Source organism: Burkholderia latens (assembly GCF_001718795.1).
GTDB classification, from domain to species: Bacteria; Pseudomonadota; Gammaproteobacteria; order Burkholderiales; family Burkholderiaceae; genus Burkholderia; species Burkholderia latens_A.
On sequence record NZ_CP013435.1, the window covers coordinates 3024996 to 3046013 of the forward strand.

Sequence of the window (21018 nt, forward strand, 5' to 3'; positions counted from 1 at the left end):
CGAGACCCGCGATGCAACCGATCCGGACGATGCGGCCGGCGGAGGCCGGCTTCGGCGCCGCGGCGCGGCGCGTGCTGCGCGCGAAGCTGCCGCCGGCCGCGCTGCTGGCGGCGGTGGCCGTGACGATTGCCGCAGCGGCCGCGGCAACGGGCTGGCGCGCAGCGGGACCCGCGCCGAACGCCGCGCAGATCGACGAGTGGCAGGCAATGGTCGCGCAGGCAGTCGAGCCGCACGCGCTCGCACGGTTGCGCACGCTCGCACGGCGCGGCTCCGGCGACGCGCAGGCGGCGCTCGGCATCGCGCTCGTCGATGCGCACGAGCCGGGACTGCGCGACGAGGGCCGCCGCTGGCTCGAAACCGCCGCGCAGGCCGATGCGAACGTCGACGCGCCGGCGGCGCGGCGCGCGCAGCTCGCGCTCGGCAAGGCGCTGCTGCTCGGCAGCGGCGACATCCCGAAGGACTATGCACGCGCCCGCGAGCTGCTCGGTGCCGCTGCCGCACACGGCGACCCCGCCGCCGCTTACTACCTCGGGCTGATCTATCGCAGCGGCTACGGCATCGCCGCGGATCCGGCGCAGGCCGCGCACTGGTTCGCGCTCGCATCGCGCGCCGGCATCCCGGCCGCGGACTTCATGCTCGCGAACGCGTATCGCGACGGCAGCGGCGTGCCGCGCGACGAAGCGCGCGCGCTCGCGCTGTATCGCCGTGCGGCGGAGCACGAGCTGCCGGAAGCCGTGCAGACGCTCGCGATGGCGTATCGCAACGGCGAACTGGGACTCAAGCCCGACGCGGACGAATTCCACGTGCAGTGGATCGAGACCGCACATGCGTTGAAGCATCCGGTGGTTGCGCCGTGATCGCACGGCGGCAGCGCACGCACCACCGCACGGCGGCGGAACGCCGGCCTGCGCGACGCGGGTGATCCCGCGCGTCGGGCGTCGAACGCACGCACCGGCGCGCGACGCGCGGTGCGCAGGTCGTCGTGCCGCCCGTCCTGTCGGTCCATACAGCTCGATACGCGGGTGGCAATGCCTTAACAGGCCGCGTCGCATTCACAACAAGACCCGAGAGGACCGGTCCATGTCGCATCGCCTGTCCGGCCTGCGCGCCGCCATCGCCGCCATCGCCGCCATCGCCGCCGCTGTCGCCGCTGTCGCCGCCGTTCCGCTCGTCTTGGCCGCCGCGCCGTCCGCGTCTCCCGACATCTTCAACGCCGCGCTGTGCAAGCCGCCGTTCACGTCGAACCTGATGGACGCGATCTACAACGCCGCGAAGGCGGCCGATCCGAAACCCGACAGCTCGATGCTGGGCGCCGCGGTCTATCGCCTGCCCGAGCGGATCCGCCGGGACGGCTTCACGACGCAGCACGTCGTGTTCGTCGCCACCGGCATCGGCGTGCTCGTGGAAGGGGAAGTCGCCGAGCAGCTCGCCAAACGCTACGAGCTCACCCGCGAGCAAGACCACCTGCTGGGCGCGTCGTCCATCGGCTATTCGCGCCGACTGAACGTGCGCGGCCCCGGCGGTGCGCTGATCCTCGTGTCGGCCCGCCAGGGTCCGGCGCTCAAGGGCCGCACGCTGCTCGCCTGCGAAATGACGAGCGATGAAGACATCAAGGCACTCGAGCAACTGGAGCAGCACTGAGCGACCTGAAGTAGGGCCGGCGGGCGGGCCGGCGCAGTTCGTGCGCAGGCCGCCGCGGTACGCCCGCCCGCCGCGCGCATCGCCCGGCACGCGCCAACGTCCCCTGTCGCTACAATAGGCGCCATGAACGCCCCCACCTCCTCCGACACGCCCGATTCCGGCGACGCGCACATCGCCCGCAGCCGGCTCGAGGCGCACCTGGATGCCGCGCCGCGCGCGTGGCCGCTCGATATCGTCGCCGCCACCGGCTCGACCAACGCCGACGTCGCGGCGCGCCTGAAGGCGCTGCCGCGCGCGGCGAACGCCCTGCCCGCGCCGCTCGTGCGCGTCGCGTTCGAGCAGACGACCGGTCGCGGCCGGCAAGGCCGCCCGTGGTTCGCGCAACCCGGCAATGCGCTGCTGTGCTCGGTCGGCTGCATCGTGCCGCGCGCAGTCGATGCACTCGGCGGCCTGAGCATTGCGATCGGCGTCGCGCTTGCGGAAGGGCTCGCGACGCTGCCGCTCGATGCCCGCGCACGCGTGGCGCTCAAATGGCCGAACGACCTGCTGCTGACGGTAACCGACGCCGGCACGCCGCGCATCGTCGGCAAACTCGCCGGGATCTTGATCGAAACCGTATGGACCACCGCCAGCGCGACCGCGGTCGTGATCGGCTTCGGCATCAACGTGCGCGGCGCGGAAGCCGTTGCCGCGCAGGTCGACGCACTGCGCGCCCGCGAAGCCGCGCTCGCAAGCGGGCTGCCGCCGGCCGCGCTGTCGAGCGCATGCGCGTCGGCCAATCTCACCGACACGCTCGCCGCAGCGCTGAACGCACTCACGCCCGCACTCGCGCAATTCGGCACCGACGGACTCGCGCCGTTCCTGCCGCGCTGGCATGCGCTGCACGCGTATGCGGGGCGCGAGGTTGTGCTGCTCGAACAGGGCGTCGAACGCGCGCGCGGCATCGCGACGGGCATCGATGCGACCGGCCAGCTGCTGCTCGACACGCCGGACGGCGTACGGGCGATCGCGGCCGGCGACGTGTCGCTGCGCGAAGCGCAATGAGCGAAGCACATCTGCTGATCGACGCCGGCAACAGCCGGATCAAGTGGGCGCTCGCCGACGCGCAACGCACGCTCGCGGACACTGGCGCGTTCGGCCACACGCGAGATGGCGGTGCCGATCCCGATTGGTCGGCGCTGCCGCGCCCGCGCGATGCGTGGATCTCGAACGTCGCAGGCCCCGACGTCGCCGCGCGGCTCCACGCGCTGATCGATGCGCACTGGCCGGGCCTGCCGCGCACGACGATCCGCTCGCGGTCCGCGCAATGCGGCGTGACGAACGGCTACACGACGCCCGAGCAACTCGGCAGCGATCGTTGGGCCGGACTGATCGGCGCGCGTGCGGCGTTTCCGGGCGAGCATCTGCTGATCGCGACGTTCGGCACGGCGACGACGCTGGAAGCGCTGCGTGCGGACGGCCGTTTCACCGGCGGGCTGATCGCACCGGGCTGGGCGCTGATGATGCGCGCGCTCGGCACGCATACCGCGCAATTGCCGACGCTGACCACCGACATCGCGAGCGGCCTGCTCGCAGGCGCGCACCCGGAGCCGTTCCAGGTCGATACGCCGCGCTCGCTGTCGGCCGGGTGCCTGTATGCGCAGGCGGGGCTGATCGAACGTGCGTGGCGCGATCTTGCCGACGCATGGCAGGCGCCGGTGCGGCTCGTGCTCGCAGGCGGTGCGGCGGACGACGTCGCACGCGCGCTGACGCTCCCGCATACGCGACACGATGCGCTGATCCTGTCGGGACTCGCGCTTATCGCGGCGGAGGCGGCGGCGCAGGATTGACGAAGTGCCGACCGGCATCGTGCCGGCGGCGTCGACGCAAGCCCGTTGCGGGCCTGGTCAGGGTATCGAGAGTGGAACACGGCGCCGCCGCGTGCGCCCATGCCGACAGCCGGCCGAACGGGGCACTGAATCGATCACGCCGGCCCATGCGGGCCGGCCTGACTGAACGAACGACTGAAACGACGAGGAGTTTCGACGATGCTGCGCTGGCTGATCGCTGTTCTCTTTCTCGCGAACCTGCTCGCATTCGTGGCCGTGCGCGGCGTGTTCGGCCCGGCGCCGGCCGCCGGCCCGCGCGAGCCGGGCATTCTGTCGCGGCAAGTGCAGCCGGCCGCGCTGCATGCGATGCCGCTCATGCAGGCGACCGACCAGCCCGTGGTCGGCGCGCCGATCTCCGCGCCGGGCGTGACGGCGGAGCCGCTGCCGGGCTCGGCGCCGTGACGGCGCCGCGCGCGTATCAGGGCTGCTGCGCGCGCACCTTCTTCAGGTCATGGACTACTTGGGCATCGCGTGCGTTGAGGTACGGCAACATCTTGATCGCGTAGTCCAACGCGTCGCGCCAGAACCGCTGAGCGTCAGGCGGATCGGGCATTCCGTCAGCCGCAGGCCGCTGGAACAAGTCGTCCACCAATTCACGGATCGTCTTGTCAGGGTCTTCCAGCGGCAGCGTAATCGAGTCCATCGCCGCGCCGTCATCAGGACCGCCGGCCATAAGCCATGTTGCAAACCCGATCGACCGTTCATTCTTGAAAATCGTGATCGCCTCGATGTTGCCTGCTTGTCTCCAACGAGTAGGTCCGGGAATAATGCAGAGCGTATCGGTCGGCATCTTGAGCATGCCGATCGGCACATCTTCCGCGATATAGCCGGCATCGAGCAGGCGGTGCAGCGGTGGCGTCGGCTCGTAAAAAACACCCCTTTCCGTACCTCAAATGCCAGCCACATGGCGCTGTACTGAGCGCCCCCGGCGAGTGCGTCCGCAGAGCGACCTTCAGCGCCGTGCGGCACGAGATCCCGCGTGAAGCGATCGAAATAGCGCGTCAAACGCAGGATGCCATGCGAGCGCAGCATTTCGGTCAGCGTCGGCGACGCCACGCGATCGGTCGCGGCTCACAACGAGTCCCACGCGAGGAGCGCACCTGTGACCCGATAGCGCACCGGTCCAGGCAAGCGCGCGAGCGTCGGATCGGAGATTGCGTCGCCCGAGCGCACCAACGCGGTAACGAGCCGCTGACGAATGTCGGCCCGTATTGCCTGACGCTGGACCTCAGATACCAAAGCGGTATTACGCGGCGATGCGCCGGTCAATACGGCTTCCTTCATCCGATCCGTCGATTCCCTCGTACGCAATGCAATTTACTCAAGGGACGAAATCAATCGTGCGCCGCACTCCGTCAGATCATCGTGAAATGCGACCGGCGTACCGTGATGATTGCGCGCGCCGTCTAGCGGAATGATCCTGAACTGGCCGCCGCACTTCGGGCACCATGTCAGGTGGTCTTTCAGCGCAACCGGAACGCCCAGCGCCGTCAGATCATCGCTCGCAGTGATCACTTCGCCGCCGTGGGTCGTCTTGTCATGCAAGCGGATCACGCCGCGTCCGTTCTCGTCTTTCATCATCAACCTCGCGTTCCGACGTACGAGCCAGCAACCGCCGGGTTCTCGAGCCACGCCATCGCGAAGCGTTTGCCATCCGGTTCGCCGACCCAGCCCTCGGTCTTAGCTTTTGCTTCGTTGGGATAGTCTCCGCGCTGCTGGGCCAGCACAGTATCCCCCCATCCAACCGGCGTACCTGAACGCGGCTGTGCATAAGGGTCGTTCGGATCGACCTCGCTAATCTTCGCAATTTCGGAAGGCCAGATCGGGTCGCGACTAGTCGAATTAGCTAGGATGCGCATCGCGGTAAAGGCGAGTATGAATGGCATCATGATGATGCGCCAGAGCACGGGGGCCTGCATGCCAAAACCGTACAGCGAAAACAGGAATGATTCGCGTGGTGTTTCGTCTTCCGTGTGGAACAGCATTGGCTTCGGCAAGCCGTGCGGGCCGTCGCTCATGTACTTGCACCAGTAGTTCCACTGTGCAAGCGCCATTTCGACCTCGGCGGCAGGCATCCACTCGCGGCCGATCGAGAAGACTCGCGTGACGTTGCCTTGGTCGTTAACCGTGTAATGACGGATATGAAACAACTCGCCGAAGGTCGACATCTCGCGATGCAGGCAAAAAATCGACTCCTTTGACCATGGCACCTCCCATACGATGTCTCCCTCGCTGGACTTGGCGAAGTGCCGACGCTTCCGGATAGCGTACAGCTTGCGCTCACCTCGGTGAAAGCGTATCGGACGGCGACGAAGTCCAAAGAACAAACCTTGACCAAATTTCCACACAATAAACGCGAAAATCAATGAGATCAGCAAGGCAATGAGATCACCCATTACGCTTCCAGAATATGGGTACCGAATTTCCGTGAGCCAATACAAGTATGGCCCAATACAAATTCCAGCAATACCGATCGGCATAGCCGCAGCGGACCATTGCTTTTCTAGAAAAGACGGCTCGATTACGTCCATGTATACGCTGTTAATTTTGAATATTGTTCCAAAATCTTGTGCGTTCGGGCCGACAGGTTGATCAATGTGCAGTCGATGCGCCATGTCCCATTCAGGGACCGGCTTACCTATGCACTTCTTCATCAATCTTTCGTCCACGCTTAACCTCCAATTGCTGAGTTGAACGCTTTGAGCTCGTCATCGAGCGTACTGTAATGCTCTCCCACGCTAAATTTGCATCGCTTGACCCAATCACTTAGCTCCGAAGCTTTCAGCGTTGCGATTCCGATGGCAACAAGAATGGACACAATAAAAACCGGACACCGCGCGCAACTCGACCATAAACGCGCCGATGTCCGCATACGGCAATGCCGCGTAATGCTGCACCTGTTTGACCTTGCGGGGCGATGCCAAAAGCTGTTCAAGGTGCCTCGTCCATCGCGCCGGATTCTCGCCGCTGCGCAATCCGCGAACCTTCGCCCAATCCAGGATGGTTTCGATACGGGCACGCAGTCGGGATGCAGTCTCGTTCTTGCTCAACCAGATTGGCTCCAGCACGCGCAACACCAAGTCCGTCGTTACATCGGCCGGACGCAACGCACCGATGACGGGATAAGCGTAAGCGGCCAGCGAGCGGACCCAGAGCTGTCGATACTTGTCACTTCTCCATTCGACGCTACGCGCCTCAACATAAGCGAGTGCGCATTGCTTGAAAGTCAGCGCCGAAACAATCTTCGCCTTGCGCTCCGCCTTCTCCTGTTTGCGCAGGACCGCGGGATCATCGCCCCGCCACACGACCTCGCGATGCGCATTGCGAGCGGGTCGCGCTGCCTCAACGGTCACACGGGGATACGGGCCAATCTGGATCAAGCCCTCACGACCGTCAGGCTTCGACTAGCGGAATTGCCAGTACTTATGGCCGGTCGGCCTGACCAGTAGCGCGAGGCCGCCACCATCACTGAGTCGATAAACGCGCTCGCGCGGCTTGGCCGCGCGGCACTGAACATCGCGAAGCAGGCACTCTGCCATGCCGAAACACCCCCAAATCTACCCGAAAAAGTACCCGGAAAAATTGGGGATTGAATGACACTTTGGCGCTCCATATGGCACCGTCGCCGTGCCAAAACCCTTATCAATAGGCGATGTCCGACACGATACAGAATCTCACGACACTCTAACCGCGCACCTTCTTCAGCAGTGCGGTGGTCGAGCGGTCGTGCTCGAACGGAATCGCCAGCGCACGACCGCCCCAGCCGCGGACGATCGCCGACTCCGGCAGCGTGTCCATATCGTAGTCGCCGCCCTTCACGAGGATGTCCGGACGGACCGCCTCGATCAGCGACACCGGCGTCTTTTCCTCGAACTTCACAACCCAGTCGACGCTTTCCAGCGCCGCGAGCAGCGCCATCCGGTCTTCCTCGCGGTTGATCGGGCGGTCGTCGCCCTTGCCGAGCATGCGCACCGACGCGTCGCTGTTCACGCCGACGATCAGGCATGCGCCGAGCGCCTTCGCGTCGGCGAGATACGTGACGTGGCCACGGTGCAGGATGTCGAACACGCCGTTCGTGAACACGACCGGCGAAGGCAGCGACGCTCGCAGGGCGACCAGGGCGTCGCGGGTAATCAGCTTGCGCTCAAAGGTAGCGGGCATATGTATGTCGGATGGCGTGAGCGGCGCGCGGTGCGCGTCGCGTTGGAACTGGCGGCGCCAGATAAAAAGCCCGCCGGACGATCGGGCGGGCTTCGTGCTTCGGTTACGCGGCGGCGGGGCCGCGGCCGGCGTCATGTCGCGCCGGCTGCGCCGCGCTGCGCGCGTCAGGCCGGTTGCGCGGCCGACGACGGACCGCTTTCGGACTGCAGGCGGCTGGTGACTTCCTTGCGATAGCGGTTCAGCTCCTGCGCGGTCGCGAACGTACGCTCGAACAGGATCGACAGGTTGTGCAGGATCCGTTCGACGACCTTCTTTTCCCATTCGCCGTCGAAGCGGATCTGTTCGTCGAGCCAGCGCTCGAGCCATTCCGGATCGGGCAGCCGCGACTGCACGGTGTCGCGCGGGAACAGCGCCTGGTTCACGTGCAGGTTGGTCGGGTGCAACGGCTTCTCGGTGCGGCGCGCCGACGCCATCAGCACGCCGATCTTCGCGAACGCCGCGCGTGCGACGTCGCCGCAGTTGTTCAGCGCCTTCTTCATGTAGCGCAGGTACGCGCCGCCATGGCGCGCTTCATCGCGCGAGATCGTTTCGTAGATGTGCTTGATGACCGGCTCGGTGTGCCAGTCGGCCGCGCAGCGATACCAGTGATTCAGGCGGATTTCGCCGCAGAAGTGCAGCATCAGCGTCTCGAGCGGCGGCGCCGGATCGAACTCGAAGCGCACTGCGTGCAGCTCCTCTTCGGTCGGCACCATTTCCGGCCGGAAGCGGCGCAGGTATTCCATCAGCACGAGCGAATGCTTCTGCTCCTCGAAGAACCATACGCTCATGAACGCGGAAAAATCGCTGTCGTGCTGGTTGTCGCGCAGAAACATTTCCGTCGCGGGCAGCGCCGACCACTCGGTGATTGCGTTCATCTTGATCGTCTTCGCCTGCTCGTCGGTGAGCAGCGAAGCGTCGAACTTGTCCCACGGAATGTCCTTCTCCATGTCCCAGCGGACGGCTTCGAGCGACCTGTAAAGTTCCGGATAAAGCATGGTGTTCATGATGGTCCCACCCCTGTTCTGCGCAATGCGACTTCTCTAAACGTGACTGTTGCCGCGTGGGCGCGCGAGCGCGCTTTTTTGCAGCCAAGACTCTAATTTTACGCGTGAATCCGGCCCCCGGACGCAGATTCCGCGTCCGGCAGCCGGGCGGCCGCGCCGCCGCCGTGTTGCACGCCGCAGCCCCGCTCCGCCGAACGGAACCGACCGCGCGTGCCTGATGTGGGGGCCGGCGCAAGCCGGCTCGGTGGCGAGCCCGCCCCGGCGCCACGCGGCTCCTGGAAGGAATTCCGCGCCGCGGCTTGCCCGGCGGACTGCTCGATATGGTGTATACGGCGGCGGCCATGATAGCACGCGTGCATGACGGTTCCGAGACGGCGGCCCGGTCCCGCGCCGCCATCTGCGGTGCGGCGATCGGTCGCGGGACGCGTCGCGAAAATGCAACCGATATGTAAGCTGCCGCACATTCTGGCGTCCCAAGGGCGATCAGACCCGCATTTCCCCCGCCGCCAGCCCGCCTTCCGGCGGCGTGCCGGCCGCCGGCGCGCTGCTGCCGTCGGCCCGTGCGATCCAGTCGGCGAGCGTGTCGCGCTGCGCGCGACCGTCGCGGTAGCCGAGCTCGATCAGCTCGCGCGTGAACGCCTCCTCGAACAGCAGATAGCTCGCGAACGACGCGCCGGCGGGCTGGCTGCCGCCCACCGCGCCGAGCAGCCCGCGCATCGTCGCCGGCATCTGCTTCAGGTGCTTCGCGGCGATCAGCTCGATGCGCTCGGACGGCGCGATCGCGAGCACGTCCACGTGCCGCCAGCCGCTATCCACTTCGATCTGGTGCGGCAGATGCTCGATCATCCGGTTGATGTGCTCGATCCGTTCGATGTCCGAGCCGATCGAGTCGAGAAACACGCTTGCGAGCACCTGCTGGCCGATCTGCGCGAGCGACGGGTAGCCGCGTGCCCGCCCCGAGCCGTTCGCGGCGGGGATCTCCGGCCGCGGATCGGCCGCGCCGATCACGACGATCCGGTCCGCGCCGAAGTGGATCGCCGGCGACAACGGCGCGACCTGCCGGATCGAGCCGTCGCCGAAATACTCGATCTGCCCGTCGAGCACCAGCGGCACGGCAGGGAACACGAACGGAATGGCCGACGACGCAAGCAGGTGCGACGCCGACAGGTCGACGAGCCGCGCGGTGCGCTGCGCGCGCCGCCAGGCCTGGATCGGCTCGGCCGCCTGATAGAAGGTCAGGTGCCGGCCGCTCGAATAGCTGAGCGCGGTGACAGACAGCGCATGCAGCAGCCGGGCTTCGAGCATCTGCTCGATCCGGTGAAAACTCAACTCGCGCTGCAGCAGGTGCGCGAGCGGCGCGTTGTCGAGCAGCCCGCGCGGCGAACGGCGTGCCGCCCAGCCGAAGGTCATCGTAGCGAGCCAGCGCGCGCCCGCCGCCGCGATGCCGAGCCAGTCGGTGCGATACACGTAGTCGGCGCGCAGCGGCTCCCAGAATTCGAGCAGGCGCCGCACGCCGTGCGAGAAATCGTCCGCATGGCTTGCGATCGACGTCGCATTGATCGCGCCGGCCGACGATCCGCACACGACCGTAAACGGCACCGTATGCCGATGCGGATCGGCCTCGCGCGAGATCTCGGCCAGCGCCTTCAGCACGCCGACCTGGTAGGCGGCGCGTGCGCCGCCCCCCATCAGAACGAGCGCGAGCCGCATGATCGACCTGCTAACCGGTTCGCGTCACGTCGAGCGCTTCGGCGGCCGGGTTTCCGGCGACGAAGCGGCGGCTGCGCGCGCGGCGGCCGAGCCGGCCGGCTTCGCGCGCTTCGCGGCCGGCTTGCGGGGCGCGGCGGCGGCCGGTGCGGGCGCGTCTTTGCGGGTAGACGACGCGGGTTGCTCGGGCGGCGCATCGGCCGGCGCCCCGGGCTGCATGCCCGGCTGCGCCATCGCGAGGCTCGCGAGCTGGTTGAACTGCGCCTGCAGCAGGTTCCACCAGCCCGACGGATCGAACGCTTGCTGCGCGGCGTCGGGGGCTGGCGGCGCATCGGCTGGCGCGCCGGCTGCCGCAGCATCCGGCGCCGGCTGCGTATCGGCGGGCGGTGCCGAAGCGGCTTGCGCGGCAGCGACCGCCGCTTCTTCCGCTGCCGACATCGAGCTTTGCGCGAACGCGCCGAATGCGCGCAACGTCGCCAGCGTCGCACGCTGGACCTCGAGCGCCTGGATCGCGGACTGCAGCATGCCGAGGTTGAGCTTCAGCCATTGCTCGACCGCACGCAGATCGGTGATCCGCTTGTCGAGCTCCTCGACGCTCGTGAGCGGCGCCATCATGTCGGACATGGTCGACAGCGACGGCGGCAGCCCCGACGCAGCGCCCGGAAACGACGCCATTCCGCCGAACGGCGACATCCGCATCATGTCCCACATCCGGTCGAGCATGTCGGCAGGCTTGAAACCGGCAAAGCCGGCAAAAGGGTTGGAGCCGGAGGCATCGGTCGTCATACGGGCGTCCTGGGTTGACTGGGTGGGCGAAGCGGCCGACGCGCGCGTGCAGCCGCCTTTGATTCGATGATAGCGCGTCGTCAGAACAGTGCGCCGCCGGGGAAGTCCGGTGCGCGCCGCTCGCGCAGCGAACGAATGCCTTCCTGCACGTCGGGCCCCGAGAAGCCCATGAATTCGAGCGCGAGCGACGCATCGAACGTCGGCCCCGCGCTGCGCAGCCAGTTGTTCAGCGCGTACTTGGTCCAGCGGACCGCCGTCTGCGATCCGTGCGCGAGCCGCTGCGCGACCTCGTACGCCTTCGGCAGCAGCTCGGCCGGCTCCACCGCGAGCGACACGAGGCCGATCCGCTCGGCCTCGTCGCCGCTCACGGGTTCGCACAGCAGCAGGTAGTACTTCGCCTTCGCCATTCCGCACAACAGTGGCCAGACGATCGCCGCATGATCGCCGGCCGCGACGCCGAGCCGCGTATGGCCATCGATGATGCGGGCGTCCTTCGCGGCGATCGAGATGTCGGCGAGCAACCCGGCGACGAGCCCCGCGCCGACGGCCGGCCCGTGCATCGCGGACACGATCGGCTTGCTGCAGTTGATCACGTTGTAGACGAGGTCGCGCGCTTCCCGCCATACGCGGGCGCGCACGTCGAAGTCGTTCGCCATCGACTCGACGAGCGCGAGATCGCCCCCCGCCGAGAAGCCCTTGCCCTCGCCGCGGATCACCGCGACGCGCGTGTCGGGATCGCGATCGACGTCGCGCCAGATGTCGGCGAGCTCACGATGCATGCGCTCGTTCGCGGTGGCGAGGCCGCTGCGGTTCGCGCCCTCGCCGCTCATCACGATGTCGAGCACGCCATGCTCGCGGCGTGTCACCTTCAATGCTTCGTAACCGCTGTATGCGGCGAGATCGGCCATGCTCGGCTCCGGGTTCGGGAAACGCGTTGAACGTTTGAAACGCTTGAATCGAGTGTAGCGAAGCCCGCGCGAGCAAACATCGGGCGAAACCCAGCGTGCGCCCCGCGCCCCGGCGTCGCGCGCAATCGCGCCACCGTCAGGCCGCGCCGTCCGGCGGCGCGACCGCCTGCTCGATCGCACCGAAGATCGACTTGCCGGCCGCGTCGAACATCTCGATGCGCACGGTGTCGCCGTAGCGCATGAATTCGGTCTGCGGCGCACCGTGCTCGATCGTCTCGAGGCAACGCTTCTCGGCGATGCAGCAGTAGCCGCGCTTCACGTCCTTGTTCGACACGGTGCCCGAGCCCACGATCGAGCCGGCACGCAGGTTGCGCGTCTTCGCCGCGTGCGCGATCAACTGGCCGAAGTGGAACACCATGTCGGTGCCCGCATCGGGCTGCCCGACTTTCTTGCCGTTCCAGTGGACGATCATCGGCCGGTGCACGCGGCCTTCGCGCCACGCTTCGTCGAGCTCGTCGGGCGTCACCGCCACCGGCGCGAACGCGGTCGCCGGCTTGCTCTGGAAGAAGCCGAAGCCCTTCGCGAGTTCCGCCGGAATCAGATTGCGCAGCGACACGTCGTTCGCAAGCGTGATGAGCCGCACCGATTTCAGCGCGTCGTCGGGCGATGCGCTCATCGGCACGTCGCCGGTGATCACCGCGACCTCGGCCTCGAAGTCGATGCCCCACTCCTCGGACGGGCACACGATGTCGTCGCGCGCACCGAGGAAATCGTCGCTGCCGCCCTGATACATCAGCGGATCGGTCCAGAACTCCGGCGGCATCTCCGCACCGCGCGCACGGCGCACCAGCTCGACGTGGTTCACGTATGCGGAGCCGTCGGCCCACTGGAACGCGCGCGGCAGCGGCGCCATGCAGTTCGCCGGATCGAACGCGAATGCGTTGCGTGCGCGTCCGTGGTTCAGCGCTTCGTACAGGTCGCGCAGTTGCGGCGCGTAGAACGCCCAGTCGTCGAGGACGCGCTGCAGCGTCGGCGCGATCGCGTCGGCGATTGCCGCGGTGTGCAGGTCGCGCGACACGACGATCAGCTGGCCGTCGCGCGTGCCGTCCTTCAGCGATGCAAGTTTCATGGGGTATCTGCCGTTGTAGTGACGATGGAGGGAATCTATTTTACGATGGTGAATCCGTGCGGCGCGCCACGATCGCGCATGCCGCTTCCGTCCCGACCTTGCCGCCCAGTCGCGCCCCGTTGCCCATGCCCGCCAGCCCGCTTCCCGACGACGATCTCGCCGATTCCGATACCGACGACGCCGGCTCCGGCGAGCACGGCGAAGGCGGCGAGAAGGTCCGCTCCGGCATCCAGTCGATCGAGGTCGGCTTTCGCCTGCTCGACGTGCTGACGAGCGAACCGCGCGCGATGATGCTGCGCGACCTCGCGCAGCGTGCGGGCATGAGCCCGGCGAAGGCGCACCGCTATCTGGTCAGTTTCCTGCGGCTCGGCGTGGTGTCGCAGGATCCGGTGTCGGGCCGCTACGAGCTCGGCGGCTTCGCGCTGCAGATGGGGCTCGCGCGGCTCGCGCGCGTCGACGGCGTAAAGCTCGCGCGGATCGCGCTGACCGAGTTGCGCGACCGCGTCGACCAGACCGTCGGCATCGCGGTGTGGGGCAATCAGGGGCCGACGATCGTGCACTGGATGGAATCGAGCCATCCCGCGAAGGCGTCGCTGAAGCTCGGCGACGTCATGCCGCTGCTCGGCTCCGCGACCGGCCTGCTGTTCGCCGCCTACCTGCCGCGCAGCAAGACCGCCGCGATGCTCGAGCGCGAGCTCGCCGACACGCGCCGCTCGCCGCATCACGGCGGCCCGCGCACGCTCGATGAAGTGGAGGCGGTGCTCGCCGACGTGCGCGCGCATCAGGCCGCGCGCGTCGAGGGGATGCTGCTGCCGACGATCCACGCGTTCTGCATGCCGGTGTTCGATTCGGTTGGCGAACTCGCGCTCGCGATCGTCGCGCTCGGCCAGGAAGGCATGTTCGACATCGCGTGGGGCGGCGAGATGGATACCGCGCTGCGGGCATGCGCGCAGAAACTGTCCTACGAACTCGGCTATAGTCCGGGCGCGCGCGACGCGTGATCCGCATGACCCGCGGGGCGCGTCATCTCCGCGCCCCGCGCGTGCCGCAGTCGCGGCGCATCCGTGCGATGCACTGCGAACGCGCGGCGCGTCCGGCGGTCCGATTGCTGTGACGCATTGCGCGCGCCGCGCCACGACCGCCCCAACCCTGTCCCGTTTCGCCGATGCCGCCTGCCGACACCCGCCCTCGTCACGACCTGCCCCGCCACTGGCTGCGCGCGGGCATCGCGGTCGTCGTCGTGCTCGTGCTGCACGCGCTCGCAGCGTTGTGGCTGACGCGCAATCGCGATGCGTTCACGCCGCCCGCGCCCGCCGAGATCCCGGTGCAGATCGAGCTGCTGAAGCCGCGGCCGATCGAGCGCCAACCCGCCCCGAAGCCGGCCGACCGTCCTGCCGAGCCCGCGCCCGCGAAGCCGGCTCGCGCCGCACCGAAGCCCGCGCCCGCGCAGGAGCCCGTGCTCACGTCGACGCAGACGGCCGAGCACGGCGAACCGCCGCCGGCCGCGTCCGGCGCGTCCGCTGCAAGCGCCACGGCCGGCGCGTCGGACACGCCGGCGGCATCCGCGGCCGGCGCCGGTAGCGCCGCGCCCCCCGGCCCCGCGACGAACGGCGTGAAGTTCGCGGCGCCGCCGTCCGGCGATCTGCAGTACGACACGTTCTACAACGGGATGCAGAACATGATCGGCACGATCCACTGGCGCACCGACGGTCACGCGTACGATCTGTCGGTGTCGATGCCCGTGCCGTTCGTGGGTCCGTTCGCGTACCGCAGCGAAGGCCGCATCGATGCATTCGGCGTCGCGCCCGACCGTTACGTCGAAAAGCGCGGCAAGCGGCCCGAGGACATCGCGATCTTCAATCGCGAGATTCGCCAGGTCGTGTTCACGCGCACGCCGAACAACGCGCCGCTGCCCGACGGCGTGCAGGACCGCTTCAGCATGCTGATGCAGTTGTCGGGGCTCGTGCGCGGCAATCCGTCCGCGTACAAGCCGGGCGTCACGCAGCAGTTCTTCGTGATCGACAACAACAACGGCGAGACCTGGCCGATCACGGTGATCGGCGACGAGGACGTGCAGACGCAAGCAGGCATCGTGCGCGCGCGTCACTTCATGCGGCTGCCGCGCCGCGAAGGCGACACGCGGCGCATCGACATGTGGCTCGCGCCGTCGCTCGGCTGGCTGCCCGCGAGGCTCGTACAATCGGAGCCGAACGGCGCGCAAATCGAGCTGCTGTGGCACGGCCCGCTCGCGCCGCCGCGCGCACCTGCCGATGCCGCGCCGTCAGGAGGAACGGCGTATGCGCCCGCCGCAGCATCGTCGCCTGCGGCGGCGCCGGCGCCGGCCGCCGCGCCCGCGCAACCCGTGCAGCAGCCGGCAGTGGAAGCGCCCGCGCCGGCGTCCGCCGCACGGTGAAATCGACGAATCGGCAATTTCGACCGATTAAAGAACGGGCGGAAACGGCCGATGACACTCTTTAACAACTATTTCAGTGCACCGGATCACAATAGGAACGTTTGATAGACATCGGCTTCTAACCGATACACCCCACGCAAACGGGAGAACGGGGTGTGCAGCGCAAGCCCCTTGAAACCGGCACGGCCCGCCCCACCTACGGGACAACAAGGCCAGATGCCACTGCGAAGAGGAGTGCCGCCATGCAAATGATCTACAACAGCCCCAATTACTGCGTCGTCGAATTTGCGCCGCAGGCCGGCCACCATCTGATGAATGCCGGCGGATATGAAATCGTCGACAAGAACGCGCAGCGCGAAATCTTCATCGACGGCGAGCTCGCCGAGCGATTCCGCGCGCACGTGAAGCAGTTGATCGAGGATGAGCCGTCGCTTGACGAAGTGGACGAATTCCTCGGGCAATTCGACAGTCTGATGATGATGCCCGTCGTGCTGCATTAACCGACGCCCAAGGCCCGGCCGAACGCCGGGCCGCTCGCCGTGCACTTGCGCGGCGTCGCGAGCACTCCGATCCAAGCCCCCGCCCCGGTTCGCCGGGCGGGGGTTTTCGTTTGGTTTGCGCCCGCACGCGTTCGTTGCGCGGGCAACGCCAGGCCGCATGCTTCGACGGCATGGCCGCCGCACCTGCGGTCGCGCGCAATCCGCCTGTCGCGCGCCCGGCCGCGCCGCGTCGCGCGAGGCCGGGCGGCGCATGGGCGCACCGGCTACAATGACGGTTTTCCCGTCTTCGCCCGTCTTCCGCCATGTCTGCGACTCCTCTCGCCGCTTCCGCCCCGCTCGACGCGCGCTACACGCGCGGCGCCGAACTGCCCGCGCTACTGAAATCGCGCATCCTGATCCTCGACGGCGCGATGGGCACGATGATCCAGCGCTACAAGCTCGACGAGGCCGCATATCGCGGCGAGCGCTTCAAGGACTTCCCGCGCGACATCAAGGGCAACAACGAACTGCTGTCGCTCACGCAGCCGCAGATCATCAGCGAGATCCACGACAAGTACTTCGCGGCCGGCGCGGACATCGTCGAAACCAACACGTTCGGCGCGACGACGGTCGCGCAGGCCGACTACGGGATGGAAGACCTCGTCGTCGAGATGAACGTCGAGTCGGCGCGGCTCGCGCGCGCGTCCGCGGCCAGGTACGCGACGCCGGACAAGCCGCGCTTCGTCGCCGGCGCGATCGGGCCGACGCCGAAAACGGCGAGCATCTCGCCGGACGTGAACGATCCGGGCGCGCGCAACGTCACGTTCGACGAGCTGCGCGACGCGTACTACCAGCAGGCGAAGGCGCTGCTCGACGGCGGCGTCGACCTGTTCCTCGTCGAGACGATCTTCGACACGCTGAACGCGAAGGCCGCGCTGTTCGCGCTCGACGAACTGTTCGAGGACACCGGCGAGCGCCTGCCGATCATGATCTCGGGCACCGTGACCGACGCGTCGGGCCGCATCCTGTCGGGCCAGACGGTCGAGGCGTTCTGGAACTCGCTGCGTCATGCGAAGCCGCTCACGTTCGGCCTGAACTGCGCGCTCGGCGCGGCGCTGATGCGCCCGTACATCGCCGAGCTCGCGAAGCTGTGCGACACCTACGTGTCGTGCTACCCGAACGCGGGCCTGCCGAACCCGATGAGCGACACCGGTTTCGACGAGACGCCGGACGTCACGTCGGGCCTCTTGAAGGAATTCGCGCAGGCCGGGCTCGTGAACCTCGCCGGCGGCTGCTGCGGCACGACGCCCGAACACATCGCCGAGATCGCGAAGGCGCTCGCCGACGTAAAACCGCGCCGCTGGCCGAGCCAGTACAGCGACGCCGCCTGACCGACAGCCCCCACGCCCTACATCACACGAATTCGCACCGCCATGACCGATCACATGATGCGCCTTGCCGGCCTCGAGCCGTTCAACGTCACGTCCGGGACGCTCTTCATCAACGTCGGCGAACGCACCAACGTCACCGGCTCGAAGGCGTTCGCGCGAATGATCCTCAACGGCCAGTTCGACGAGGCGCTCGCCGTCGCGCGCCAGCAGGTCGAGAACGGCGCGCAGGTGATCGACGTCAACATGGACGAGGCGATGCTCGATTCGAAGGCGGCGATGGTGCGCTTCCTGAACCTGATCGCATCGGAGCCGGACATCGCGCGCGTGCCGATCATGATCGACTCGTCGAAGTGGGAAGTGATCGAGGCCGGCCTCAAGTGCGTGCAGGGCAAGGCGATCGTGAACTCGATCTCGCTGAAGGAAGGCGAGGACGCGTTCCGCCATCATGCGAAGCTGATCCGCCGCTACGGCGCGGCCGCGGTGGTGATGGCGTTCGACGAGACGGGCCAGGCCGATACCTACCAGCGCAAGATCGACATCTGCAAGCGCTCGTACGACTTCCTCGTGAACGAAGTCGGCTTCCCGCCGGAAGACATCATCTTCGATCCGAACATCTTCGCAGTCGCGACGGGCATCGAGGAACACAATAATTACGCGGTCGACTTCATCGAGGCGACGCGCTGGATCAAGCAGAACCTGCCGCATGCGAAGGTGAGCGGCGGCGTGTCGAACGTGTCGTTCTCGTTCCGCGGCAACGACCCGGTGCGCGAGGCGATCCACACCGTGTTCCTGTACCACGCGATCCAGGCGGGGATGGACATGGGCATCGTGAACGCGGGCCAGCTCGGCGTGTACGCCGATCTCGATCCGGAGCTGCGCGAGCACGTCGAGGACGTGATCCTGAACCGGCGCGCGGATTCCACCGACCGCCTGCTCGAGATCGCCGACAAGTTCAAGGCGGGCGGCGCGAAGAAGGAAGAGAACCTCGAGTGGCGCAACCAGCCGGTCGAGAAGCGGCTCTCGCATGCGCTGGTGCACGGGATCACGACGTTCATCGTCGAGGATACCGAGGAAGTGCGCGCGAAGATCGCCGCGGCCGGCGGCCGCCCGATCAACGTGATCGAAGGCCCGCTGATGGACGGGATGAACATCGTCGGCGACCTGTTCGGCCAGGGCAAGATGTTCCTGCCGCAAGTCGTGAAGTCCGCTCGCGTGATGAAGCAGGCGGTCGCGCACCTGATTCCGTTCATCGAGGAAGAAAAGCGGCTGCTCGCGGAAGCGGGCGGCGACGTGCGCGCGAAGGGCAAGATCGTGATCGCGACCGTGAAGGGCGACGTGCACGACATCGGCAAGAACATCGTGTCGGTCGTGCTCCAGTGCAACAACTTCGAAGTCGTCAACATGGGCGTGATGGTGCCGTGCAACGAGATCCTCGCGAAGGCGAAGGTCGAGGGCGCGGACATCATCGGCCTGTCGGGCCTGATCACGCCGAGCCTCGAGGAAATGGCGTACGTTGCGTCGGAGATGCAGCGCGACGACTACTTCCGCGTGAAGAAGATTCCGCTGCTGATCGGCGGCGCGACCACGTCGCGCGTGCACACGGCCGTGAAGATCGCGCCGCATTACGAAGGCCCGGTCGTCTACGTGCCCGACGCATCGCGCTCGGTGTCGGTCGCGTCGAATCTGCTGTCGGACGAAGGTGCGGCGAAGTACCTCGACGAACTGAAGTCCGATTACGAACGGATCCGCGACCAGCACGCGAACCGCAAGGCGCAGCCGATGGTCACGCTCGAGCAGGCGCGCGCGAACAAGACCAAGGTTGACTGGGCGAACTACACGCCGGTGAAGCCGAAGTTCATCGGGCGGCGCGTGTTCAAGAACTACGACCTGAACGAGCTCGCGAACTACATCGACTGGGGCCCGTTCTTCCAGACCTGGGATCTCGCGGGCCCGTACCCGGCGATCCTGAACGACGAGATCGTCGGCGAATCGGCGCGGCGCGTGTTCTCCGATGCGAAGTCGATGCTTGCGCGTCTGATCCAGGGCCGCTGGCTGACCGCGAACGGCGTGATTGCGCTGCTGCCGGCGAACACCGTGAATGACGACGACATCGAGATCTACACCGACGAATCGCGCTCTGAAGTGCTGCTCACGTGGCGCAACCTGCGCCAGCAGAGCGTGCGCCCGGTGGTCGACGGCGTGATGCGCCCGAACCGCTCGCTTGCCGACTTCATCGCGCCGAAGGAATCGGGCGTCGCCGACTACATCGGGATGTTCGCGGTGACGGCCGGCCTCGGCGTCGACGTGAAGGAAAAGCAGTTCGAAGCCGACCACGACGACTACAGCGCGATCATGCTGAAGGCGCTGGCCGACCGTTTCGCGGAAGCGTTCGCCGAAGCGATGCATGCGCGCGTGCGCCGCGAGCTGTGGGGGTATGCGAGCGGCGAGACGCTCGACAACGATGCGCTGATCGCCGAGAAGTACACGGGCATCCGTCCCGCGCCCGGTTACCCGGCGTGCCCCGATCACCTCGTGAAGCGCGACATGTTCGCCGCGCTGCATGCGGACGAAATCGGGATGAGCGTGACCGATTCGCTCGCGATGCTGCCGGCGGCGAGCGTGTCGGGCTTCTATCTCGCGCATCCGGACAGCCGCTACTTCTCCGTCGGAAAAATCGGGCAGGATCAGCTGGACGACTATGCGCGGCGGATGGCGCTGTCGCTCGACGACGCACGCCGCGCGCTGGCGCCGCAACTGTAACCGCAGCGGCGTCGCCGCTGCCGCCGCCGCGCGCGCCGGTCGACGGCCGCATGGCGCAGCAGTCCTGTCACGCACCCTCGCCGATCTCGACATTCGGCGCGACGGCTCGGGTGCGGTTCTCGGGCCGCCGCTTTACGCGCCGCTTCAAATGGGACCGCTGCGTTCGCGATGTCACGCGCCGCCGCGAACGCTGACGGGAGCGCCGGACGGCGACACGCAGGCCGCCAGGCGCGCGAGCGCGAGTTCATCAGACAAAAAGAAACGGCCCGCTGCGAGCGGGCCCCTTCACTGCCTTTGCAGGCTTGCAAACCGCGTCAGTCGCGCGACGACGCTCAGAAGCCCCAGTGCACGTCGGCCTGCCCGGCCTTCGCTTCGCGAAGCATCGTGAGAAACGGCGCGACGCGCTGCGCGAGGCTCGGCGGCACTTCGTGGTGCGCGTGGTCCGCATCGTCTTCGTGGAAATGACCTGCGTGCTCGGCGCGCTCCTGCTTCGCCTGCGCGACCGCGCCTTCCAGCTTCGCGATCGCGTGATCCAGTTCGTCGTGCGTAATCACGCCGCGTTCGCCCAGCTGCTTGCCGACGAGGCCCAGCACGTATACGGCGAAATCCTTCAGCACGTCGAGATCCTGTGCCGCCTTGCTCTTGAACGTAATCATGACAATTCCCTTTTCATCTTGTTGTGCCCGCGCGGCGCGGTTGGGGGGACGCCGGCAGGCCGGCGTCCGGCCTCGC

23 protein-coding genes are annotated in these 21018 nt (G+C 67.3%); 10 read left to right on the top strand and 13 right to left on the bottom strand.

From position 1 onward, the window contains the following. Positions 1 to 11: 11 nt before the first annotated feature. The 5 genes from WK25_RS14030 (at position 12) to WK25_RS14050 (ending at position 3911) form a co-directional block, all read left to right on the top strand. Positions 12 to 857 (top strand): tetratricopeptide repeat protein, encoded by an 846-nt coding sequence (locus WK25_RS14030; RefSeq protein ID WP_069241795.1) that lies wholly within the window; start codon positions 12 to 14, stop codon positions 855 to 857. A gap of 223 nt (positions 858 to 1080) precedes the next feature. Further along, a complete protein-coding gene (locus WK25_RS14035; RefSeq protein WP_069241796.1) occupies positions 1081 to 1641 on the top strand; it encodes a hypothetical protein in 561 nt (186 codons plus the stop codon). 123 nt (positions 1642 to 1764) lie between these two features. Continuing rightward, positions 1765 to 2685, top strand: a complete 921-nt coding sequence (locus WK25_RS14040; RefSeq protein ID WP_069241797.1) for a biotin--[acetyl-CoA-carboxylase] ligase — start codon at positions 1765 to 1767, stop codon at positions 2683 to 2685. Beyond that, a complete protein-coding gene (locus WK25_RS14045) occupies positions 2682 to 3470 on the top strand; it encodes a type III pantothenate kinase (protein WP_069241798.1) in 789 nt (262 codons plus the stop codon). Before WK25_RS14040 ends, WK25_RS14045 begins: the two co-directional genes overlap by 4 nt. A 198-nt stretch (positions 3471 to 3668) precedes the next feature. Next, positions 3669 to 3911, top strand: coding sequence for a hypothetical protein (locus WK25_RS14050; protein WP_069241799.1), 243 nt, complete (start codon positions 3669 to 3671; stop codon positions 3909 to 3911). Positions 3912 to 3927: 16 nt separating this feature from the next. Here WK25_RS14050 and WK25_RS32060 read toward each other — a convergent pair whose 3' ends face one another. The 12 genes from WK25_RS32060 to WK25_RS14100 all read right to left on the bottom strand — a co-directional run bounded on the left by WK25_RS32060 (position 3928) and on the right by WK25_RS14100 (position 13243). Beyond that, positions 3928 to 4308 carry a hypothetical protein gene (locus tag WK25_RS32060; protein WP_226209109.1) on the bottom strand — a complete coding sequence of 127 codons (381 nt, stop codon included), beginning with the start codon at positions 4306 to 4308 and terminating at the stop codon, positions 3928 to 3930. A gap of 272 nt (positions 4309 to 4580) precedes the next feature. Then, positions 4581 to 4793 (bottom strand): hypothetical protein, encoded by a 213-nt coding sequence (locus WK25_RS32065; RefSeq protein WP_226209111.1) that lies wholly within the window; start codon positions 4791 to 4793, stop codon positions 4581 to 4583. Between the two features lie 33 nt (positions 4794 to 4826). After that, positions 4827 to 5087, bottom strand: coding sequence for a PAAR domain-containing protein (locus tag WK25_RS14060; protein WP_069242002.1), 261 nt, complete (start codon positions 5085 to 5087; stop codon positions 4827 to 4829). Between the two features lie 2 nt (positions 5088 to 5089). Then, a complete protein-coding gene (locus WK25_RS14065) occupies positions 5090 to 6178 on the bottom strand; it encodes a DUF6708 domain-containing protein (protein WP_069241800.1) in 1089 nt (362 codons plus the stop codon). Positions 6179 to 6271: 93 nt separating this feature from the next. Beyond that, entirely contained in the window at positions 6272 to 6889 is a 618-nt protein-coding gene (locus WK25_RS14070; protein ID WP_226209116.1) for a tyrosine-type recombinase/integrase, read from the bottom strand. A gap of 24 nt (positions 6890 to 6913) precedes the next feature. Further along, on the bottom strand, positions 6914 to 7048 hold the full coding sequence (locus WK25_RS32335) for an Arm DNA-binding domain-containing protein (protein ID WP_335622156.1): 135 nt from the start codon (positions 7046 to 7048) through the stop codon (positions 6914 to 6916). A gap of 145 nt (positions 7049 to 7193) precedes the next feature. Then, entirely contained in the window at positions 7194 to 7670 is a 477-nt protein-coding gene (rfaE2, locus tag WK25_RS14075; protein ID WP_069241801.1) for a D-glycero-beta-D-manno-heptose 1-phosphate adenylyltransferase, read from the bottom strand. Positions 7671 to 7834: 164 nt separating this feature from the next. After that, positions 7835 to 8713 carry a ferritin gene (locus tag WK25_RS14080; RefSeq protein WP_040142215.1) on the bottom strand — a complete coding sequence of 293 codons (879 nt, stop codon included), beginning with the start codon at positions 8711 to 8713 and terminating at the stop codon, positions 7835 to 7837. Between the two features lie 483 nt (positions 8714 to 9196). Continuing rightward, entirely contained in the window at positions 9197 to 10423 is a 1227-nt protein-coding gene (locus WK25_RS14085) for a patatin-like phospholipase family protein (RefSeq protein WP_040142217.1), read from the bottom strand. 24 nt (positions 10424 to 10447) lie between these two features. Next, positions 10448 to 11206 (bottom strand): PhaM family polyhydroxyalkanoate granule multifunctional regulatory protein, encoded by a 759-nt coding sequence (locus WK25_RS14090; RefSeq protein WP_040142219.1) that lies wholly within the window; start codon positions 11204 to 11206, stop codon positions 10448 to 10450. 80 nt (positions 11207 to 11286) lie between these two features. Then, positions 11287 to 12114 carry an enoyl-CoA hydratase/isomerase family protein gene (locus WK25_RS14095; protein WP_069241802.1) on the bottom strand — a complete coding sequence of 276 codons (828 nt, stop codon included), beginning with the start codon at positions 12112 to 12114 and terminating at the stop codon, positions 11287 to 11289. Positions 12115 to 12250: 136 nt separating this feature from the next. Then, positions 12251 to 13243: a fumarylacetoacetate hydrolase family protein gene (locus tag WK25_RS14100; protein WP_069241803.1), complete on the bottom strand. Its 993-nt coding sequence runs from the start codon at positions 13241 to 13243 to the stop codon at positions 12251 to 12253. Positions 13244 to 13368: 125 nt separating this feature from the next. Here WK25_RS14100 and WK25_RS14105 point away from each other — a divergent pair, with 125 nt between their 5' ends. The 5 genes from WK25_RS14105 to metH all read left to right on the top strand — a co-directional run bounded on the left by WK25_RS14105 (position 13369) and on the right by metH (position 20286). Next, positions 13369 to 14244 (top strand): IclR family transcriptional regulator, encoded by an 876-nt coding sequence (locus tag WK25_RS14105; protein WP_040142225.1) that lies wholly within the window; start codon positions 13369 to 13371, stop codon positions 14242 to 14244. Between the two features lie 164 nt (positions 14245 to 14408). Then, entirely contained in the window at positions 14409 to 15656 is a 1248-nt protein-coding gene (locus tag WK25_RS14110; protein WP_069241804.1) for a DUF3108 domain-containing protein, read from the top strand. A gap of 242 nt (positions 15657 to 15898) precedes the next feature. Then, the gene (locus WK25_RS14115) at positions 15899 to 16156 is read left to right on the top strand and encodes a DUF3567 domain-containing protein (protein WP_006477667.1); all 258 of its coding nucleotides are present in this window, start codon (positions 15899 to 15901) and stop codon (positions 16154 to 16156) included. A 302-nt stretch (positions 16157 to 16458) separates the two neighbouring features. Then, the gene (locus tag WK25_RS14120; RefSeq protein WP_040142229.1) at positions 16459 to 17526 is read left to right on the top strand and encodes a homocysteine S-methyltransferase family protein; all 1068 of its coding nucleotides are present in this window, start codon (positions 16459 to 16461) and stop codon (positions 17524 to 17526) included. 42 nt (positions 17527 to 17568) lie between these two features. Beyond that, on the top strand, positions 17569 to 20286 hold the full coding sequence (gene metH / locus WK25_RS14125) for a methionine synthase (protein ID WP_059544663.1): 2718 nt from the start codon (positions 17569 to 17571) through the stop codon (positions 20284 to 20286). 332 nt (positions 20287 to 20618) lie between these two features. On the opposite strand, the gene WK25_RS14130 is transcribed toward metH, so the two are convergent. Next, on the bottom strand, positions 20619 to 20942 hold the full coding sequence (locus WK25_RS14130; RefSeq protein ID WP_040142233.1) for a DUF1840 domain-containing protein: 324 nt from the start codon (positions 20940 to 20942) through the stop codon (positions 20619 to 20621). Positions 20943 to 21018: the final 76 nt, after the last annotated feature.